Below are 18,166 nucleotides of genomic sequence, written 5' to 3' on the forward strand. Positions count from 1 at the left end.
TGCCCTGTTATCATCATTTTTAGCATGACTAATGATGGCATTGTGGAAAAGGATCAATTTAAATGCCGAATCTGGCACCGGGTGGAGCCTCACCTAATCAACGCGAACGCCTTTGGCAGATCGATTTCCTAGCGCGTTTTCGTGGTCAGGTGTCCCGGCAGGATCTGGTGCATCGCTTTGGCATTGCACTGTCAAACGCCACTCGGGACTTCACTCTCTACCGTCAGTTGGCACCTGATAACCTGGATTATGATCACAGTGACAAGGTGTATCGCCGGGCTAGATGCTTCCAGCCACTGTTTATCTATGATTGTGAACATACCCTGCAAACACTGACCTGGGGCCAGGGGGTAGGGATGGAAGCCTGTGATCAGCCGATTCTTGTTGACTCTGCGCCGACACTGAATCAGCCCGATCTGGATATTGTGGCAGCAGTCTCCCGTGCGATGTATTCAGCCAAGGCGCTGACTATCCGTTATGTGTCTGTTAGTAGCGGTGAATCTACACGTGAAATTGTGCCGCACAGCTTGGTCAATACTGGCCAGCGCTGGCATACGCGCGCCTATTGTAGATCGCATTCCGAGTTCAGGGATTTTGTGCTGACCCGCATCACCGTCGCAGACGAAGTGGACGGTTTGATCGATGCAACGGTTGAGTCTTTGGCTCAGGATCAGGAGTGGAATCGTGAAGTGGAGCTGGAGCTGAGTCCGCACCCCCGCGCAACCTATTCCCGTGCCATCGAGTTGGATTACGGTCTCGACTCCGGGCAATCCATCAAACTGTCAGTCCGGGCAGTAATGGCCGGCTATCTGCTACGGCGTTGGGGTGTCGACTGCAGTCCCAAGGCATCATTGCACCCTGATGAGTATCAACTGGCGTTGCGTGACCCCGAGTGGGTCGCAAACCAGGTCAACCTGTCCATTGCCCCTGGCTTTAATGATGAGAACGGCCGCTGATGAGCACGACCGAATCCCAACAAAAATTTGGCTTCAAGTTCGGCCGCAACGGTGCCCACTCCGCCCGCACCATGATGCTGGCAGAGATTACCGAGCTGTTTCATGGTCGTGGAATTGAGGCGAGCCTCGCCCAATACCAGGAAGACATAGAACTATTCAACGTGCTGCATAAGCCAACTGAGAAGGCAAGAAAGCTGACTTGGCGGCACCTGATCGACCTTTACGGCATGGATATCAACATCCCGCTGTTCCGGACCTTTCGCCGTTTATGGGAAAGCGACGAATCGGCAAGGCCCATGCTTGCCTGCCAAATGGCGCTGGCTCGGGACCCGCTGCTGCACATGTCCCAGGACAAGATCCTTTCGCTGGCGCCAGGTCAATTGCTGCCCCGTGAGGAAATGGAGCAGGCGCTGGGCGAGCAATTTCCGGATCGCTACAGCAAAGCGATGCTCAAATCACTGGCGCAGAACGTGAATGGTACTTGGACGAATGCGGGCTTTCTGAAAGGGCGAACTAAAAAGCGCCGTACTGAGCCAGAAGTGCGCCCGGTCAACGTGGTGTTTGCCTTGTTTCTCGCTTATCTGCAGGGCGCCACCGGCAACCGTCTGTTTACCAGCAAATGGACCCTCCTGCTTAGCCGCCGCCAGGAGCGATTGTTGGAGTTGGCCCGTCAGGCCAGCTACAGCGGAATGATTAATTTCAAACACTCCAGTGAAGTGGTGGAAGTGACCTTCCCCGACTACCTGAGCAAGGAAGAGGAGTCCTGGTTGCATGAGTAACCGACTGAATCGCCTGATCAAGAGCTACGCCAACCATATCAGCCTGCCTTGGATGAAGGGCTTGGCCAATGAACAGCGGGTGTTATTTGCTGTTTATCACAAAGAGGACGAACTCAAACTGCGAGCCAGGGTTGAAGAGTTTCGACTTGCCACTGAAAGCGCCGGCCACCCGTGGTTGGAGCTGGATGTTACCCGCCTGTTCTCTGACTGGATGGCCAAGCAGAAGTACCGCGAAGACTACTTTGAAGATCCGGATACCCTGGCTCCAAAGTACAAGACCTTTGTCCGCCAGTCCGTCGAAGAACTAGCTGCGCGAATTAACAGCCAAGCCGATGAAAAGACCGTCGTCGCGCTCATGGGCTGCGGCACTCTGTTTGGTTTTGCCTCCGTCTCGGACTTTGTTAAGCAGCTTGCGGAGCATGTTCCTGGGCGCCTGTTGGTGCTCTTCCCTGGCGAGTACATCAATAACGGCTACCGCCTGCTCGATGCCCGCGACGGCTGGGGTTACCAGGCTACGGCGATCACCGCTGATAATTGAATTCAGTCGTATAAAGACACTAACGTATAGATTGGCGCAGTAGGCGCAAAGGGAGCATGCCCAGGATGTTGAACCGCGAGATTTACCAGCTCGACCCGCAGCAGAATCGTCTGGAAAACAATGGTGTCGCCGAAGTTAAGGACGACCAGTCAGCTCAGGCACTCAAGACTCTTCGCTACGAGCTGCAAACTTTCGTCTGCGACGGTGAATACCAAGCCGGCCTCGATAAGATTCTATCTGCGTACCTGCGCAATTTGGGCAGCCAGCACGAACAGCCCGGCGTGTGGATCTCTGGCTTCTTCGGTTCCGGTAAATCGCACCTGGCCAAAATGTTACGCGCACTGTGGACTAACCAGCCGTTCAGCGATGGAGTTTCTGCTCGCGATATTGCCGATTTGCCGCAGGAGATCAAAGACCACTTTAAGGAGCTGAGCAACGCTGCAAAACGCCACGGCGGTCTGCATGCCGCCTCTGGTACTTTGGGCTCCGGTGCTAACAACAACGTGCGTCTGGCGCTGCTCAACATAGTGTTCAAGTCCGCCGGTCTTCCCGAGCAGTACCATCAGGCTCGCTTTGTGCTGTGGCTGAAAAAGCAGGGTATTTTTGATCAGATCAAAGACAAGGTCGAAACCGCGGGCGACAGCTGGGACGACGAGCTAGAAGACCTCTACGTCTCCCGAAGCATTGCCGGGGCACTGCTTGAGGTAGACAGCACCTTGGGCGATGACGTCAAAGGTGTGCGCCTACTACTGCGCGAGCAGTACCCAAACGTTCAGGACGTCACCAACCAGCAGATGGTTGATGCTATTTACGACGCCCTATCCAAAGAAGGTCAGTTCCCGCTCACCCTAGTGGTGCTCGATGAGGTGCAACAGTACGTCGGCTCCGATACCGACAAAGCGCACCAAGTCCAAGAAGTAGTAGAAACCTGCTGCAAGCATTCTATCTTCCAGAACAAGCTGCTTTTTGTTGCCACCGGCCAGAGCGCTCTGTCGGGTATGCCTAATCTGCAGCGTCTGCTTGGTCGCTTCCAGATTCCAATTCAGCTGTCCGATACCGATGTTGAGTCGGTGATCCGTAAGGTTATCCTGCAGAAGAAAGCCTCGGCCAAGCCGATGTTAGAGCAGATGCTGCAATCGCATCTGGGCGAGATCTCGCGCCAGCTACGTGGTACCAAAATCGAGCACCACCAGGATGACGAAAAAGTCATGTTGGCCGATTACCCGCTGCTGCCTGTGCGCCGCCGCTTCTGGGAGCGTGTGCTGCGTATTGTCGACACTACCGGTACTGTTTCGCAATTGCGTAATCAGCTCAAGGTCATCCACGAGGCCGCACAGGCCACCGCCGATCTGCCGTTGGGCCATGTGGTGCCCGCAGACTTCATATACAACCAGATCGCAGTCAACCTGCTGCAGACCGGCGTAATCTCCAAAGAAATCGCCGAAACCATTGGTCGCCTGTCCGCCGGCGATGCTGACGACAAGCTCAAGTCGCGCATTCTCGGGCTGGTGCTGCTGATCGGTAAACTGCCTTCAGATCCCACCGCCGACTGCGGAGTGCGGGCCACCGCCGACATGCTGGCTGATCTGCTGATTGATGACCTCAATAGCGGCAAGGATTCTATTCGAACCAGCGTGCCCAAACTGCTGCAGGCATTGGCCGACGAAGGGCTAGTCATGCCCATGCAAACCAGCGTTGGCACCGAGTACCGCCTGCAAACCCAGGAGAGTGCTCAGTGGTACGATACCCTGCGACAGGAAGAGGCCGACCTACGCGGCAATATGCAGCGCATCGAAAACATCCGTGTCGACCTGCTGCACAAAGAGTTACGCCGCCAGGTAGCCCAAGTGCGCCTAACCCAGGGCAAGTGCAACGAGCCGCGCCAGGTTATCCCCTGCTTTGACTCCGAGCTGCCCAAAGACGCCAAAGAAAAAGTCTACGTCTGGGTGCAGGATGAGATCGGATTAGGCATAACGGAAAAAAGCTTCCTTGCAGATGCTCGCAGTTTTCACCCTGGAGATCCGACTATTTTCGTATTTGTGCCGGGACGTAATCGCTCCGAGTTAACAAACGCCATCCTTGCCGAACACGCTGCTCACGCCACCTTGGAAAAGCGCGGCATCCCCAACACCGATGCGGGCAAAGATGCCCGCAGCGCGATGGAAACCCGCTACCGCGATGCGCAAAAGCAGGTACAAGCACTGCTGCGCGAAATTTTCGACGGTGTGCAAGTACTTCAGGCCGGTGGCAACGAAGTAGACGGCAACACGATTGCCGAGCGGGTAGAAACGGCTGCTAAAGCCTCGCTGATTCGCCTCTACCGCGACTTCGATGTCGCTGATCATACCGGTTGGGGCAAGGTCTACGACCGCGCCAGCAAAGAGGGTGGGCAAAATGCCTTGGAGGCACTGAACTACAGCGGTGATGCCGAGCAGCATCCCGTGTGCGCTGCCATTAAGCGTTATATCGGGGTTTCGAAAAAAGGCAGTGAGATCCGCGAGCACTTTCTGGCTGCCCCATACGGCTGGCCGCAGGACGCCATCGACGGTGGCCTCGCCATTCTAATGGCTACAGGCATTCTCATCGCTTACGACAACCGCAATAACCCGGTTACCGCCACAACGCTGGATCGCAAGCAGATCACTCAAACCAGCTTTAAGCCGGAAAGCATCACCATCCGCCCGGTAGACCTGATCAAAATACGTGGTGTACTTAGCAGCTGCGGCATCGATTGCCAGCCCGGTGAAGAGGCTAGCAAGCTGCCACTTCTAGCTGAAAAAGGCCGTGAGCTGGCCAAGCGCGCCGGGGGGGAAGCCCCTCTGCCGAAAATCCCCGACAGCCGTATTTTCGATGAGCTGGCGCGTCACTCTGGTAATGCACAGTTCAAGCATGTGCTCGATGAGCAAGACGCCATAAAACAGGCGGTCAAGGCTTGGGCCGATATTGCACAACGTATTGAAGCGCGGCGCAGTGATTGGGCGCGGCTCAAAAGCCTGCTCGATCTTAGTCGTGGTCTGTCTTTCCATGCTGCTATCCAGACCGAGGTGGATGCCATAGTAAGCCATCGATCCTTGCTTGATGACCCAAATCCGGTATCCGGCTTGGTCCAGCAACTGGTCAATAAGCTGCGCGATGCTATTCAGTTCCATCTGCAGGCCTATCAGGATCGGTATGCCGAGTGCCTGATTCAACTGCAGGCCGACAGCCACTGGCAGCAACTCAATGAGCAGCAAAAAAGCGACATCCTCGGCAAACGTAAACTGCTTTCCTTGACGCAACCGGCGCTGAATGACGCTGAGGCCATTATCGACAGCCTCAATGAAGTCAGTCTGGAGCAGTGGACAGATCGCACTGAATCGCTGTCCAGTAAATTTGATAACGCACGCATGGAAGCCGTTCAACTGCTGCAACCTAAACTGCAGCGCATCAGCCTTCCGCGCAAGACCTTTGAGACCGAAGCCGACGTCGACACCTGGCTGGCAGAAGTGAAGCAACAGGTTCTCGACAAACTCAATGATGGACCGGTGACTTTCTGATGACTCGACAGCCCCTCAATAAAGCCCTTCGCCGTACGTTGGAAGCCACTGTCGTCAAAGCTCGCGACATCGCCGAACAAGCTGCTATCCAGGCCGTCAAACGACTGGGCGTGGGCGATGCTAAGCCGGCCGACTACCTGAGTGATGAACAGCGCAAGCTGCGCACCCGCCTGCGTGCCCATGGCCGCCAGTTGGGTGACAGCAAAGACGGCAACGGCCAGCAGTCGATCCACAAGCTGGTCACCGAAGTCGCCTACGAACACTGGCACCGCATGTTGTTTGCGCGCTTTTTAGAGCAGAACAATCTGCTTATGTATGACGAGCACACGCAGTTGACCCTGGCTGAATGCAACGAGCTGGTGCAAGACCCGGATGTGGCTCGCGACGAACTGGAACGCCACTGCCAAAGTGGCTGGGAGCTGGCAGGGGTGCTGGCCTCCAAGATGTTGCCGCAGATCTTCCGCATCGACTCGCCAGTGTTCGAGCTGGAGTTTGCCCCTGAGCACCAGCGCAGTCTGGAACAGTTGGTCACAGGCCTTGCCTTGGAAACCTTTCAGGCCCAAGACAGCCTCGGCTGGGTTTATCAGTTCTGGCAGAGCAAGCGCAAGGAGGAGGTCAATAAGTCAGCGGTAAAAATCGGTGCTGATGAGCTCTCGCCGGTCACCCAGCTGTTTACCGAACCCTATATGGTCAGCTTTCTGCTCGATAACAGCCTAGGCGCCTGGTGGGCCGGTCAACGTCTGAGCGACAGCGATTGGCAGCAAGCCGGCAGCGAACAGCAGCTGCGCGACAAAGCCGCTATCCCCGGTGTACCGCTGAGCTATCTGCGCTTTGTTAAAGATCAGACGACCCAGCAATGGCAACCCGCCTCCGGCACCTTCGATGCATGGCCCAAGCAGCTGAGCGAGCTGAAAGCTCTCGACCCCTGCTGCGGCTCCGGCCACTTTTTGGTCGCCGCTTTCCTGATGCTGGTGCCAATGCGCATGCAGGCGGAAAGCCTCACGGTCCAGCAAGCTATCGACCGCGTGCTAAGTGACAACCTGCACGGCCTGGAGCTGGATCAGCGCTGTGTGGAGCTCGCTGCCTTTGCCGTGGCGCTGGAAGCCTGGCGCTATCCAGGCGCCGGTGGCTATCGCAGCCTGCCGGAATTGCATCTGGCCTGTAGTGGCCTGTCCATCGCCGCCGCTCGCGACGAGTGGAAAGAACTCAGCCGTAAGGCAGGTAAACAAAACCTGACCATTGCCCTGGATTGGATGTATCAGACCTTCCAGGACGCGCCGGTACTCGGCAGTCTGATCAATCCACGCCGCAGCAAGGCCGCGCAAATTGCCCAATGGAGTGAGTTGCAGCAATTGCTGGGTGAGGCACTGTCGCAGGAACAAGCTAGCGGACAGCAAGGCGAGATAAGTGAGGTGGAGGCGTTAGCATCTATTAGTCGATTTGAGGCAGGTATCGTTGCACAAGGAATATCTAAAGCCTTGAGCTTGTTAGTCGATAGTTACCAACTCGTTATCACCAACGTTCCTTATCTAAAAGCCGGTGACCAATGCGAAATTTTGAAGAGTTACTGTGAAGGATATTACCCACACTCAAAATTCGCTCTGGAGTCAACGTTCACTGAGAGATGCCATGAATTTTTAAGTCCTGGCGGATGCTCAGCAATTGTTACTCAGCAATATTGGCTTTTTCTTAAATATTACGATCGGTTGCGTGAGAAGTTTATTCGCACGAAAGGGCTAGGCTTTATAGCTCGCTTGGGGGCTGGTGCATTTGATGAAATTGGAGGAGAGGTAGTAAATGTCTGCCTTCAATTGACGTTTAATGAGTTACAAGGACAGCACCATGGTATTGACGTAACTGCGTTTCCTGGTTCTCAAGGGAAAGAAGATGCTTTAGTCAATGAGGCGCTCACAAGCGCGCATCAGGAGTTACAGCTTAATAACCCAGATTTTAGAATTTCGTTTGAACTTGATTCAAGCTTTGGGAAGCCTCTCTCAGACTATGCGGACTTTGGCAAAGGAAGTGTTTCAGGCGACGGGGCAAACTATCTTAGGAAGTTTTGGGAGTTCAAGGAAAAAAGGACAGGATTAAAGTTATGGTTGAATAGCCCCGGTCATAACGTACTATATTCTGGCCGCCAAGATTTCATTTTATGGGGTGGGGGTTTTGATCCGACGGCCGAGACTGGCTTTCGGCATCATGGTCATAGAGTTCATGGCCGGCAAGGTATAGCAATTGGTAAAGCTGGTAATTTTAGGTTTACCCCGTATACCGGAGAGATATTCGACGATAACGTGGCTGTACTGAGGCCAAACACAGAGTCAGACTTTGGGGCTCTTTGGTATTTCGCGATATCGGGGAATCTTCAGAGTGAGGTTAAGAAACTCGATAAGAAAATGTCTGTAACGGCAGGAACCTTTACTAAGGTCCGAGTTGATATTGATGACTTGAGGAAAAAAGCCACAGAGCTCCTACCGAAGGGGCTTCCCGCGCCTTTCTCTGATGACCCTACACAATGGATCTTTCACGGCCACCCTTGTGGTTCGGTGATCTTGGATGAGCTGGCTAAGTGGACTGCTCATGGCGAACTACGTGTAGATGACAGCGTGCTGCAAGTCGCGGTCGCTCGCCTGCTCGGCTACCGCTGGCCAGCAGAGCTGGATCCGGATATGGGGGTGGCTGCAGAACAACGTGAGTGGGTGCAGCGCTGTCAGGCGTTGAATGCTTATGTAGATGACGATGGCATTGTCTGCCTGCCTGCTGTGCGCGGTGAAAAGGCCGCCGACCAGCGTTTAGAGGCGCTGCTGCAAGCCGCCTACGGCGATGCTTGGACCACGCCGCTGAAAAACCGTCTGCTGGAGGCCGTCGGCAGCAAGTCCCTCAGCCTATGGTTGCGTGACAAGTTCTTTGAGCAGCACTGCAAACTGTTCCAGCACCGGCCGTTTATCTGGCACATCTGGGATGGCCTCAATGACGGCTTTTGCGCTCTGATCAATTACCACAAACTTGACAAAGCTGCCCTCGAACGCCTGATCTACACCTACCTGGGCGACTGGATCCGCACCCAGCAAGTCGGTATGGGCAACGGTGAAGACGGTGCGCAAGAACGCCTGCTCGCCGCCGAAGCCCTCAAGCGCGAGCTAGAAGCCATCCTCGCAGGCGAGGCGCCTTACGACATCTTCGTGCGCTGGAAACCCCTGGCCGAACAACCCATCGGCTGGACCCCCGATCTCAACGACGGCGTGCGCCTGAACATCCGACCGTTCCTCAGCGCCCGCGCCGTCGGTAAAAAAGGCGCCGGCATCCTGCGCTGGATGCCCAATATCAAATGGACCAAAGATCGCGGTAAAGATGTCGAATCCGCCCCCTGGTACACCCTCGGCCTCCAGTATGACGAAGGCGAAGGTGCGCGGATCAATGATCACCATCTGTCCTTGGCTGAAAAACAGGCGGCAAGGAGCTAGCCCATGATCAAGTCCGTTTACAACTACCCGGTTTCCACCCTGCTCGATATTGAGAGCGGGGTGGTTTATGCCATCCCGCGCTACCAGCGTGAGTACACCTGGTGCCGGGCGCAGTGGGATGCACTGTTCGAAGATCTGTTGGACAACGAGCTGCATTATTTCCTCGGCTCGATCATCTGCATTAACCAGTCGCAAGATGCCTTGACTGTGCAAAGCCTGGAACTGGTAGACGGGCAGCAACGCATGACCACGCTATCTTTGCTGCTGGCGGCTGTCTATCAGAGCTACCGCACCTTGCCGAATCTGGGTATGGAGCAGCAAATTGAGCTGTACAACCTCAAGCACAAACTGGTGCTGAAGAAAAAGTCGGATCAGCCGCGCCTGATCCCACAGGTGCAGAACAACAACCAACAGGACTACTTCGCGGTGCTCGGCCAGACCGGCATTTTGGACGATGTGGAGACTGTGCCGAATGCCGGAAATCGGCGAGTGATGAAGGCCTTCCGGCATTTTATCAGCCGCATCGAACTGTACCTGGAGCACAGCGCTGACCCCATCACCAGCCTGCAAGCTCTGCTGGAGAAGGTAAACACCGCCACCCTGGTCAAGATTGAGGTCGCAGGGCATTCCGATGCCTACACCCTGTTCGAGTCGCTGAACAATCGCGGTGTGCCGCTGACGGCCATTGACCTGATTAAGAACAAGTTGCTGGCGGTGCTGGAGTCCAAAGATCCTGGCAGCATTGACAAGCAGTACAACCGATGGAAAAAGGTGATTGATGCCCTGGGTGATGACTACGCCGTGCAGGAGCGTTTCTTTCGCCAGTATTACAACGCGTTCAAACCCGATCTGAAGGATGTCGTTTCAGTACCGGTGGCCACCAAATCAAACCTGATGCAGGTGTATGAAAAGCTGATCGCCCATGATGCCGAGGGCTTTTTGCACGCCATGATTCGTCTGTCCAGCCGCTACGCTCAAATTGTCGGCTACCGTGCTGTGCCTGAGCAGCCCAAACTCTCCAGCTTGCTGCTCTCGCTGGACCGCATCCAGGGGGCTGCCGCTTATTTGCTTCTCATGGTGCTGATGGAGTGCCAAACCGAGCTGGAACTGAATCATGAGCACCTTGAACAGGTAGTGATCTTTCTGATTGCCTTCTTTGTTCGCCGCAACACGACCGACCTACCGCCTACCCGTGATTTGACCCGTATCTTCATGGATGTGGCCGAGACCATCCGGGAGCTGCATGCTGGTGATGTAGTCAGTCATATTCAGCACACACTTAAAACCGAAAGCGCCAGTGATGAGCAGTTCGAGAAAAGTCTCAAAGGTCCGATCTACGAAGACAACAAGTCGGTCTGTCGCTTTGTGCTCTGCGCCCTTGAAGAAAGCCGCATGACCCGCGAAACCCAAGTCGATCTGTGGGCGTTGAAAGGTAAGCAGTATGTATGGACCATCGAGCATATCTTCCCCCAGGGTGAAAACATCCCTGACAGCTGGGTGCAAATGATTGCTGATGGCGATGCAAATCTTGCCGAGCAACACCGTCAGATCTACGCCCACTGCCTGGGTAACCTAACCATATCTGGCTACAACAGCGCTCTGGGCAACAAGAGCTTTGCTGAAAAGAAAAGCCGCACCGACAGCCAGGGTCGGGAGGTTGGGTACAACAACGGTCTCTATCTGAACAATGTACTGGCCGCGGAGAACAGCTGGACCGTGGAAAAGCTGGAGGCGAGAACGATGCAATTGGTGCAAGAGGTACAGGCGAAGTATCCATTGGTTATAACGGTCGCATGATCAAGCCTGCTTAATAAATCCCAAGGACTGATATGAAACTGATCGATTTGCTGGCCACCGAAATCCGGAACAGCGCTGCTTACAACTCCAATGTACAAGTCGCCCCCAGCGTGATTCTGTGGACTGACGCGCTGCGCCAGTGGGAGGCAGCATTGCCATTACTGCAAGCTGCAATGCCGGAACTGATTGTGTTGGGTGACTACGCCCCCGAAAAGAAAGTAGGTCCAGCCATTTGGATCAAATGTGTTGTGGAGAATGCGCTGCCCAGCATTGAGCTCCCAGTCGATCGAACACCGATCCTGTATTTACCGGGCGTGGAGCGCCGCGACCTGCGTGCAATAGGCACTTGCCCGGACGACCTCAAACCGCTGGCTGAGCTGCAGTACCGAGGTTGCTGGTGGATCTACAGCAACTCTGGCCGTGATTGGACGGTGAACGCCTTTTTGATCTCCAGTAACGGCGGAGCAGGGCTGGATGTCGCCAAGGATGAGAAGTCCCAACAAGCCATGCTGCGTGTTTTACCTGAGATTCTGGAAAGTGAGCGTGATGAGCTGTGCAACCGCCGTCTCGAGGCAGCAGATTTCAATAAGCTAGTGAGCAGTGACCCGGTGCGTGATTTGCTCAGTTGGATGAATGACAGCAAAAGCTGCCGTAACCGCTGGGACGGGTCACGCTGGCAAGCACTGGTTGGCATCTGCGAAACCGAATATCACTTCAATCCTGAGCAGGACGGGGAGCTGACGGCCGCCGAACTGCTGTGTCAACGTCAGGGGATTTGGGAGAGCGTATGGCAACGCTATACTGAGTCTTGCCGCCACTACCCGTTCTTGCCGCAGTTATTGCTTAAGGTCCAGCCTGATTTGGCTTCCAACGGTGAAAGCTATCCTGCTATCAATTTGAGTGAAGAGGGATACCTGGAACAGACGTTACAGCAATTGCTTGAGCAAGATGCGGCCCAGGTTCGCCAAAGCCTGCAGACCCTTGAGCAACGGCATGCACAACGGCGTGCTTGGATTTGGTTTGAACTTGATCTGGCTCCGTTGGCAGGCGTGCTTGGTCACCTGAGCCAAGTGGCTCAGAAGACCACAAAGGTCTTCTCCGGCGTCGATGCAGATGAAATGGCGGCGCAGTATCGGGAGCACTATTGGCAGGTTGATGATCAGATGCTCAAAGCCTTGGCTTCCCCCTTATCCGCAAGCCAGCAAGTTCTTGTGCAGCAGATCCTCGCGCTGATCTACACGCATTGGTTGGATGAGGTGACGCGCAATTTCCAAGGTGTGGTCAAATCTAAGGGCTATCCGGGTAGCAACCAGGTGAATGAAGCCACGGCTGAGTATGCCGCGGGTGGTGAAGTGGTATTTTTCGTAGACGGCCTGCGTTACGACATTGCCCAGCGTCTGAGTCAGGCTCTGCAAGGATTGGGTGCAGTAACGCTTTCGGCAAACTGGGCAGCTTTGCCTTCAGTGACGTCTACCGCGAAAGCAGCCGTGACACCGGTGCATAACCGGTTGACTGGCAGAACTACCGACCGTGATTTTGAGCCCAGCTTGCTGGACGAAGATAAGGACTTTTCAGCTTATTACCTGAAGAAGTTTCTGCAGGAAAAAGGCTGGCAATATTTGGATGAGGGCGATTCAGGCGACCCAGCATCCAATGCTTGGGTTCAAAGCGGCGATATTGACAAAGAAGGCCACGTTAAGGGGCTTAAGCTGGCAGCTCGAATTGATACCTTACTGGCTGAAGTTGTGGAGCGGGTTGAAGAGCTCCTGGTTGCTGGCTGGCGAAAAATCCGCATCGTCACCGACCATGGCTGGATGCTGACACCCGCACCGATGGTGAAGGTCGAATTGCCCAAGCACTTGACCGAAACGCGCTGGGGCCGCTGTGCTGTCATCAAAGATTCTGTGGACAGCGGTTATCAGCAGGTAGGTTGGTACTGGAACGGTGCCGTCAGTATTGCGATGGCTCCAGGTGCCTGTAGTTTCAAGGCAGGACAGCACTATGATCACGGTGGCCTGAGCCTGCAGGAGTGTTTGACACCAGTCCTAGAGGTTCGCAGCACACAAGCCGCAGTTATGACTTCAGCCATCTCTGCAACGCTCTCGGATCTGCGCTGGGTGGGGTTGACCTGTAAAGTCCAGGCGCAAACCAGTGCTGAAGGGGGGCTGGCGGTACTCAGAACGCACCCGGCTGACCCTGACTCAGAGATCACCAAGCGTAAACCGTTGAAAGAAGGCAAGTGCACCCTATTGGTAGATGACCAGTATGAGGGTACTACTGCTGTGTTAGTGCTGCTGGATGACAACGGCAATGTGCTGGCGAAAAAACCAACTCTGGTAGGAGACGAGTAAGTGGAAATGGATACGCTGGACCGTAAGTCCGCGGAGGTCTTTGAGGGGTACTTGGTTCGCAAAGACCTGGTGCGTACTTTTGCGCGTCAATTTCCGGTTCCGACCTATGTCGTCGAGTTCATGCTGGGTAGATACTGCGCCTCAACCGATCCCATTGAAATCGAAGAAGGTTTGGAAATCGTTCAGCGACAGCTGTCTGATCGTACCGTGCGTGCCGGCGAGGAAGAGCTTTTCAAGGCACGAGCCTACAAAACCGGCTCTGCCAAACTGATCGATATTGTCAGCGTGCGGTTTGTAGAAAAGGAAGGTGGCTACCTGGCGTCGTTACCCAGCTTGAATCTCAGCCGGGTTCGCATCCCTGACAAAATTGTGGACGATAACGAACGTCTGTTGACCGGCGGCTTTTATGCTGAGGTGACGCTGACGTACGACAGTGTTATTGCTGAAGAGAAGGGGAACGCTTTCGGTATTGCCGAGTTACGTCCCATCCAAATGTCCAAGCGTAATGTGTTGGATGTCATGGCTGAAGCCCGAGCCCAATTCAATAGCGAAGAGTGGCGGGATTTTTTGGTCCGCTCGATTGGCCTGGAATCCAATGAGCTTTCACCGCGCGCCAAAGACGCAATTCTGTTGCGCATGGTGCCGTTCGTTGAGCGCAACTACAACATGGTCGAACTGGGGCCGCGGGGCACGGGCAAGAGTCACCTATTTCAGCAAATATCGCCCTACGCGCATTTGATCTCAGGCGGCAAAGCGACCATCGCCAAGATGTTTGTCAACAACGCCAGCGGGCAGCGTGGCTTGGTGTGCCAGTACGATGTGGTTTGCTTTGATGAGGTCAGTGGGATCTCCTTCGATACCAAGGAAGGGATCAACATCATGAAGGGCTACATGGAGTCCGGCGAGTTCAGTCGTGGCAAGGAAAGCATTCGAGCCGATGGCTCTCTGGTGTTTGTCGGCAACTTCGATGTCGATGTCGAACACCAGCAGCGAGTAGGCCATCTCTTTGGTCCACTACCGGCAGAAATGCGTGATGACACGGCTTGGATGGACCGAATCCATTGCTATCTACCTGGTTGGGATGTACCTAAGATGAACAAGACACTGACCACAGACCACTTCGGTCTGGTTAGTGACTTCTTCTCCGAGTGTATGAGCCGTCTGCGCTTCCAGAGCCGTGTATCTGCTATGCAGAATCGCGTTCACTTGGGCGGAGCACTCAGTGGTCGTGATACCAATGCGGTCAACAAAACCGTTTCCGGCTTGCTCAAGCTGATGTATCCGGGTCAGGACATGGTCGTGTCCGATGAAGATCTAGAATGGGCCACTCGTTTAGGGCTTGAGGTGCGGCGTCGGGTCAAGGAACAGCAAAAGCGAGTCGGAGCCGCCGAGTTTCGTAACACCCACTTCAGTTACTTCATTGGCGATGACGGAGTCGAGAAGTTCGTGGCTACGCCGGAGCTACGCGCCGACAACGAAATCGGTGATGACCCACTGGAACCGGGCCAGATCTGGACCATCAGCGAAGGTGGGGCGGACATCGACGACAACGCTGGCCTGTATCGCATCGAGGTGAATGAAGGCCCTGGCTCTGGAGTACGCATCCTCAATAATCCGGCACCCGCAGCCTTCAAGGAGTCGCTGCGCTATGCTGAGCAGAATTTGTATTCCAGAGCAACTCAGCTCATCGGAGACCGCGACCCACGTGCCCACGAGTTCTCCGTTCAGCTCAGAGCCTACGACGCCGCCAAACGCGGTTCCAAACTGGGCATGGCGGCGCTGATTGCGATGTGTAGCAGCTTGCTGAAAAAGTCGGTGAAGGGCGGAGTGATCGTCGTCGGCGAGATAAACCTTGGCGGCTCGATTGAGCCGATTAGCAGCGCAGTGAATATTGCCGAGCTGGCGGTAGAGAAGGGCGCCAGCGTGCTGCTCATGCCCGTCACAGCCAGACGCCAGCTGTATGACCTATCTGATGACATGGCAACAAAGATCGACATCCAGTTCTACCAGGATGCAAGGGATGCGTTGTTGAAAGCGATTGTGGAGTAGGGGGGGCACAGTTCAGCGATCTTTGACGACGGTCCCAGAGGGGCCTTGTACATAGCGCAACCCTGCGGTCTGTAACTGCATTAGATTGGGTGAAAAAAAGGACTGTACATCTACCAACGTCCGTCGCTGGCAGGCGACGGACGTTGGTTGAGCTTACAATTATTCAGATGTGTTATTTGCAGTGCTCCGTAGTCGACTGAAAATCAGGCAAGTCAGTACTGCTGCAATCAGAAGCGGCGGAAACCGCACCATGAGAATCAACAAAAGTATTGCTGTCATGCAGCCGGCAAGAATGCCGACGAAGATGAACAGGGTTGCGAAGATTCGTACCAGTTGCTTCATGCCTACCTCCTCACAGGTAGCCCTGTTCTGCCAGCGATTTACAGCCGTCGCTGCCAACGATGATGTGGTCCAGCGTTCTTACCCCAATCAGATTCAGCGCCTCTCTGAGCGTGTTCGTCAGCGAGCGGTCAGCCTGACTGGGCTCTGGATCGCCGGATGGGTGGTTGTGCACCAAAATCACGGCAGCGGCATTGTGCTCTAGAGCGATCTTGACCACTTCCCGCGGGTAAACGCTAGCACCGTCCAGCGTGCCTCTAAATAGCTCCCGAAAGCTTATTACCCTGTGTTTAGTATCGAGCAGTAACAAAGCAAAAATTTCGTGCTCGTGATACTGCAGCAGTGTTTGCAGGTGGCTGAATACCTGCTTCGGATCAGTCAGTGCCCTGCCTTTAGACAAACGACTCATCGCCAGTTGTCGTGCCATCTGCAGGATGTCGGCCTCGGTGACCGGTGAATCCATGACATAGGTGCCGGTGGCCTCACCGGCTTTGAGCTTGTGATATTTCATGCGGGCAGTCCTGTATGAATGCAGGCCGGCACACAGCGCTGCGCAGAGCGCAGCACCGTCCGGATAGGATATAAAGAAGGGAAAGGTGGCCTGATCAGGTCGGAAGGTTGAAACGGTGGCCGCAGAGCAGGCAGAGGTTGTGGGCCAGAATGTGACGATCGAGTGACTCACCCAGTTGGGCGCCGAGCGCACAGCCGCCGACACCGCCGGCTAGGCCGCCGAGGATCGCGCCTGACACTGAGCCGATGGTGATGCCGACGGGCCCGGCGATAGCGCCGATAAGCGCACCAGCCTGACCACCAGTTAGAGCTGCGCTGATGCCACGGGCGGCACCGTCCACGGTGCCGATGGCAGCACCGATTTTCATGGCGTGATGGAAAGAGGCAATTTGGGGGGAATGACAGCGAGGGCATTGTAATGACATGAGGCGAACCTTCTTGGTGTTGATGTCATTACGGTTATGTAGGGCTGAGATTTTTTTGATTCGTATAAGCGTGCTTTTAGATGAACGATCTAATCACTACGGCAGAAAACAATTCAGTGCGGCCATTGGTGACGGGCTGAAGCTGACCAGATTCGGAAGTTCACGAAGGTCCGTTTGGGGCTCTGAGACACCTTGGACGCGTACCGAAAGCAATCTTACTAGATTGCCATAAAAACTCTGGCTGACAGTTACTAAGTTGTAGAAACTCAGACTTCATCTGACAGTTACCGGATTTGAGGTCGTGACTGTCAGGTCAAATTCAGTTGATCATTTTGACCAGCCAGATTTTCTTTCCATCCTCAAATGTCTCTGCCGGCGTCCGGCCACAGCACATTTTTCCCTGATGAGTCCGTTCATCATTATAGTGGGCCACCCACTGGTCAAGATCGGCCTGCAACTGCTCCATGCTTTGGTAGATCTTTTTCCGGAAAGTAACCTGGTAAAACTCCTGCAAGATCGTCTTATGAAACCGCTCGCAGATACCGTTAGTTTGCGGTGACGCGGCTTTCGTCCGGGTATGCTCGATGTCATTCATTGCCAGGTAGAGCTGGTAATCATGCTGCTCCAGCTTGCCGCAATATTCCGTTCCACGATCCGTCAAAATCCGCAGCACGGGGACGTTTTGCTCTGCAAAGTACGGTAGCACTTTGTCGTTGAGCAGGTCTGCTGCCGTGATTGGCGTCTTCGTTGTATAGAGTTTGGTGAACGCGACCTTGCTGTAGGTATCAACAAAGGTCTGCTGATAAATACGGCCTACGCCTTTCATAGTGCCGACGTAGAACGTGTCCTGGGAGCCAAGATAGCCCGGATGGGCCGTTTCGATTTCGCCGCAGGCGATATCGTCATCACGTTTCTTCTCTAGAGCAACGACCTGGGCTTCGGTCAGAACAGAGCCTGTAGCCGCAACGTGCTTTTCCAAAGCAGTCAGACGCTGCTTGAAGTTCGCCAGCGCGTGCCGCAGCCAGATTGATCGTACACCTGAGGGACTGACGAATGTGCCACGCTTACGCAGTTCATTGCTGACACGGACTTGGCCGTGGGCGGGTTGTTCAATGGCGTAGTCCAGTACGCATTGTTCAACAGCCTCATCGACACGGTTTTTTAGGTTTGGCTTTCTGCGATCTTTTTGTAGCAGGGCTTCGACTCCACCGTTCGCCTTGGCTTCCTGGTAGCGATAGAAGGTGTCTCGCGACACGCCCATGATTTTGCAGGCCTGTGAAACGTTGCCGAGTTCCTCGGCCAGGTTCAACAAGCCCAACTTGTGCTTAACAATCGGTTGATTTACAACGTTCATGCGGGGCTACTCCTCTTGGGTTGGTGATTGCTCGCACAACCATCAAACCCGGTAGCCCCGCTCTTTTT

12 protein-coding genes are annotated in these 18,166 nt (G+C 54.6%); 8 read left to right on the forward strand and 4 right to left on the reverse strand.

The window, feature by feature from the left end; genetic code table 11:
• Positions 1–62 precede the first annotated feature (62 nt).
• From PPTH39_RS22270 to brxL, 8 genes are read left to right on the forward strand one after another with little or no spacing between them, the layout of a single operon-like run.
• Positions 63–956, forward strand: coding sequence for a WYL domain-containing protein (locus PPTH39_RS22270; RefSeq protein WP_198417419.1), 894 nt, complete (start codon positions 63–65; stop codon positions 954–956).
• On the forward strand, positions 956–1,735 hold the full coding sequence (locus PPTH39_RS22275; RefSeq protein WP_095018750.1) for a hypothetical protein: 780 nt from the start codon (positions 956–958) through the stop codon (positions 1,733–1,735). The genes PPTH39_RS22270 and PPTH39_RS22275 overlap by 1 nt, the downstream gene beginning before the upstream one ends.
• Positions 1,728–2,273, forward strand: a complete 546-nt coding sequence (locus PPTH39_RS22280) for a BREX protein BrxB domain-containing protein (protein WP_095018751.1) — start codon at positions 1,728–1,730, stop codon at positions 2,271–2,273. Before PPTH39_RS22275 ends, PPTH39_RS22280 begins: the two co-directional genes overlap by 8 nt.
• A gap of 56 nt (positions 2,274–2,329) precedes the next feature.
• Positions 2,330–5,809 (forward strand): BREX system P-loop protein BrxC, encoded by a 3,480-nt coding sequence (brxC, locus tag PPTH39_RS22285; protein ID WP_198417420.1) that lies wholly within the window; start codon positions 2,330–2,332, stop codon positions 5,807–5,809.
• Complete coding sequence (locus PPTH39_RS22290) at positions 5,809–9,273, forward strand: Eco57I restriction-modification methylase domain-containing protein (RefSeq protein ID WP_095018753.1); 3,465 nt, start codon at positions 5,809–5,811, stop codon at positions 9,271–9,273. Before brxC ends, PPTH39_RS22290 begins: the two co-directional genes overlap by 1 nt.
• Before the next feature lie 3 nt (positions 9,274–9,276).
• The gene (locus tag PPTH39_RS22295) at positions 9,277–11,070 is read left to right on the forward strand and encodes a DUF262 domain-containing protein (RefSeq protein WP_095018754.1); all 1,794 of its coding nucleotides are present in this window, start codon (positions 9,277–9,279) and stop codon (positions 11,068–11,070) included.
• 32 nt (positions 11,071–11,102) lie between these two features.
• Complete coding sequence (gene pglZ, locus PPTH39_RS22300; protein ID WP_095018755.1) at positions 11,103–13,421, forward strand: BREX-1 system phosphatase PglZ type B; 2,319 nt, start codon at positions 11,103–11,105, stop codon at positions 13,419–13,421.
• 6 nt (positions 13,422–13,427) lie between these two features.
• A complete protein-coding gene (gene brxL, locus PPTH39_RS22305; RefSeq protein WP_198417421.1) occupies positions 13,428–15,470 on the forward strand; it encodes a BREX system Lon protease-like protein BrxL in 2,043 nt (680 codons plus the stop codon).
• Positions 15,471–15,629: 159 nt separating this feature from the next.
• Here brxL and PPTH39_RS22310 read toward each other — a convergent pair whose 3' ends face one another.
• The 4 genes from PPTH39_RS22310 to PPTH39_RS22325 form a co-directional block, all read right to left on the reverse strand.
• Entirely contained in the window at positions 15,630–15,812 is a 183-nt protein-coding gene (locus PPTH39_RS22310; RefSeq protein ID WP_095018757.1) for a hypothetical protein, read from the reverse strand.
• Positions 15,813–15,822: 10 nt separating this feature from the next.
• The gene (radC, locus tag PPTH39_RS22315; protein ID WP_095018758.1) at positions 15,823–16,320 is read right to left on the reverse strand and encodes a RadC family protein; all 498 of its coding nucleotides are present in this window, start codon (positions 16,318–16,320) and stop codon (positions 15,823–15,825) included.
• Positions 16,321–16,414: 94 nt separating this feature from the next.
• Positions 16,415–16,744 carry a hypothetical protein gene (locus tag PPTH39_RS22320; RefSeq protein WP_095018759.1) on the reverse strand — a complete coding sequence of 110 codons (330 nt, stop codon included), beginning with the start codon at positions 16,742–16,744 and terminating at the stop codon, positions 16,415–16,417.
• Between the two features lie 319 nt (positions 16,745–17,063).
• Positions 17,064–18,098, reverse strand: a complete 1,035-nt coding sequence (locus tag PPTH39_RS22325; RefSeq protein ID WP_047882718.1) for an IS481 family transposase — start codon at positions 18,096–18,098, stop codon at positions 17,064–17,066.
• Positions 18,099–18,166: the final 68 nt, after the last annotated feature.

This window comes from Pseudomonas bubulae (genome assembly GCF_900618535.1).
GTDB classification, from domain to species: Bacteria; Pseudomonadota; Gammaproteobacteria; order Pseudomonadales; family Pseudomonadaceae; genus Aquipseudomonas; species Aquipseudomonas bubulae.

Bases quoted from the DNA above. Each gene is read 5' to 3' on its own strand.
- PPTH39_RS22270 (WP_198417419.1), top strand. From the start codon at position 63: ATGCCGAATCTGGCACCGGGTGGAGCCTCACCTAATCAACGCGAACGC.
- PPTH39_RS22275 (WP_095018750.1), top strand. From the start codon at position 956: ATGAGCACGACCGAATCCCAACAAAAATTTGGCTTCAAGTTCGGCCGC.
- PPTH39_RS22280 (WP_095018751.1), top strand. From the start codon at position 1,728: ATGAGTAACCGACTGAATCGCCTGATCAAGAGCTACGCCAACCATATC.
- brxC (WP_198417420.1), top strand. From the start codon at position 2,330: ATGCCCAGGATGTTGAACCGCGAGATTTACCAGCTCGACCCGCAGCAG.
- PPTH39_RS22290 (WP_095018753.1), top strand. From the start codon at position 5,809: ATGACTCGACAGCCCCTCAATAAAGCCCTTCGCCGTACGTTGGAAGCC.
- PPTH39_RS22295 (WP_095018754.1), top strand. From the start codon at position 9,277: ATGATCAAGTCCGTTTACAACTACCCGGTTTCCACCCTGCTCGATATT.
- pglZ (WP_095018755.1), top strand. From the start codon at position 11,103: ATGAAACTGATCGATTTGCTGGCCACCGAAATCCGGAACAGCGCTGCT.
- brxL (WP_198417421.1), top strand. From the start codon at position 13,428: ATGGATACGCTGGACCGTAAGTCCGCGGAGGTCTTTGAGGGGTACTTG.
- PPTH39_RS22310 (WP_095018757.1), bottom strand. From the start codon at position 15,812: ATGAAGCAACTGGTACGAATCTTCGCAACCCTGTTCATCTTCGTCGGC.
- radC (WP_095018758.1), bottom strand. From the start codon at position 16,320: ATGAAATATCACAAGCTCAAAGCCGGTGAGGCCACCGGCACCTATGTC.
- PPTH39_RS22320 (WP_095018759.1), bottom strand. From the start codon at position 16,744: ATGTCATTACAATGCCCTCGCTGTCATTCCCCCCAAATTGCCTCTTTC.
- PPTH39_RS22325 (WP_047882718.1), bottom strand. From the start codon at position 18,098: ATGAACGTTGTAAATCAACCGATTGTTAAGCACAAGTTGGGCTTGTTG.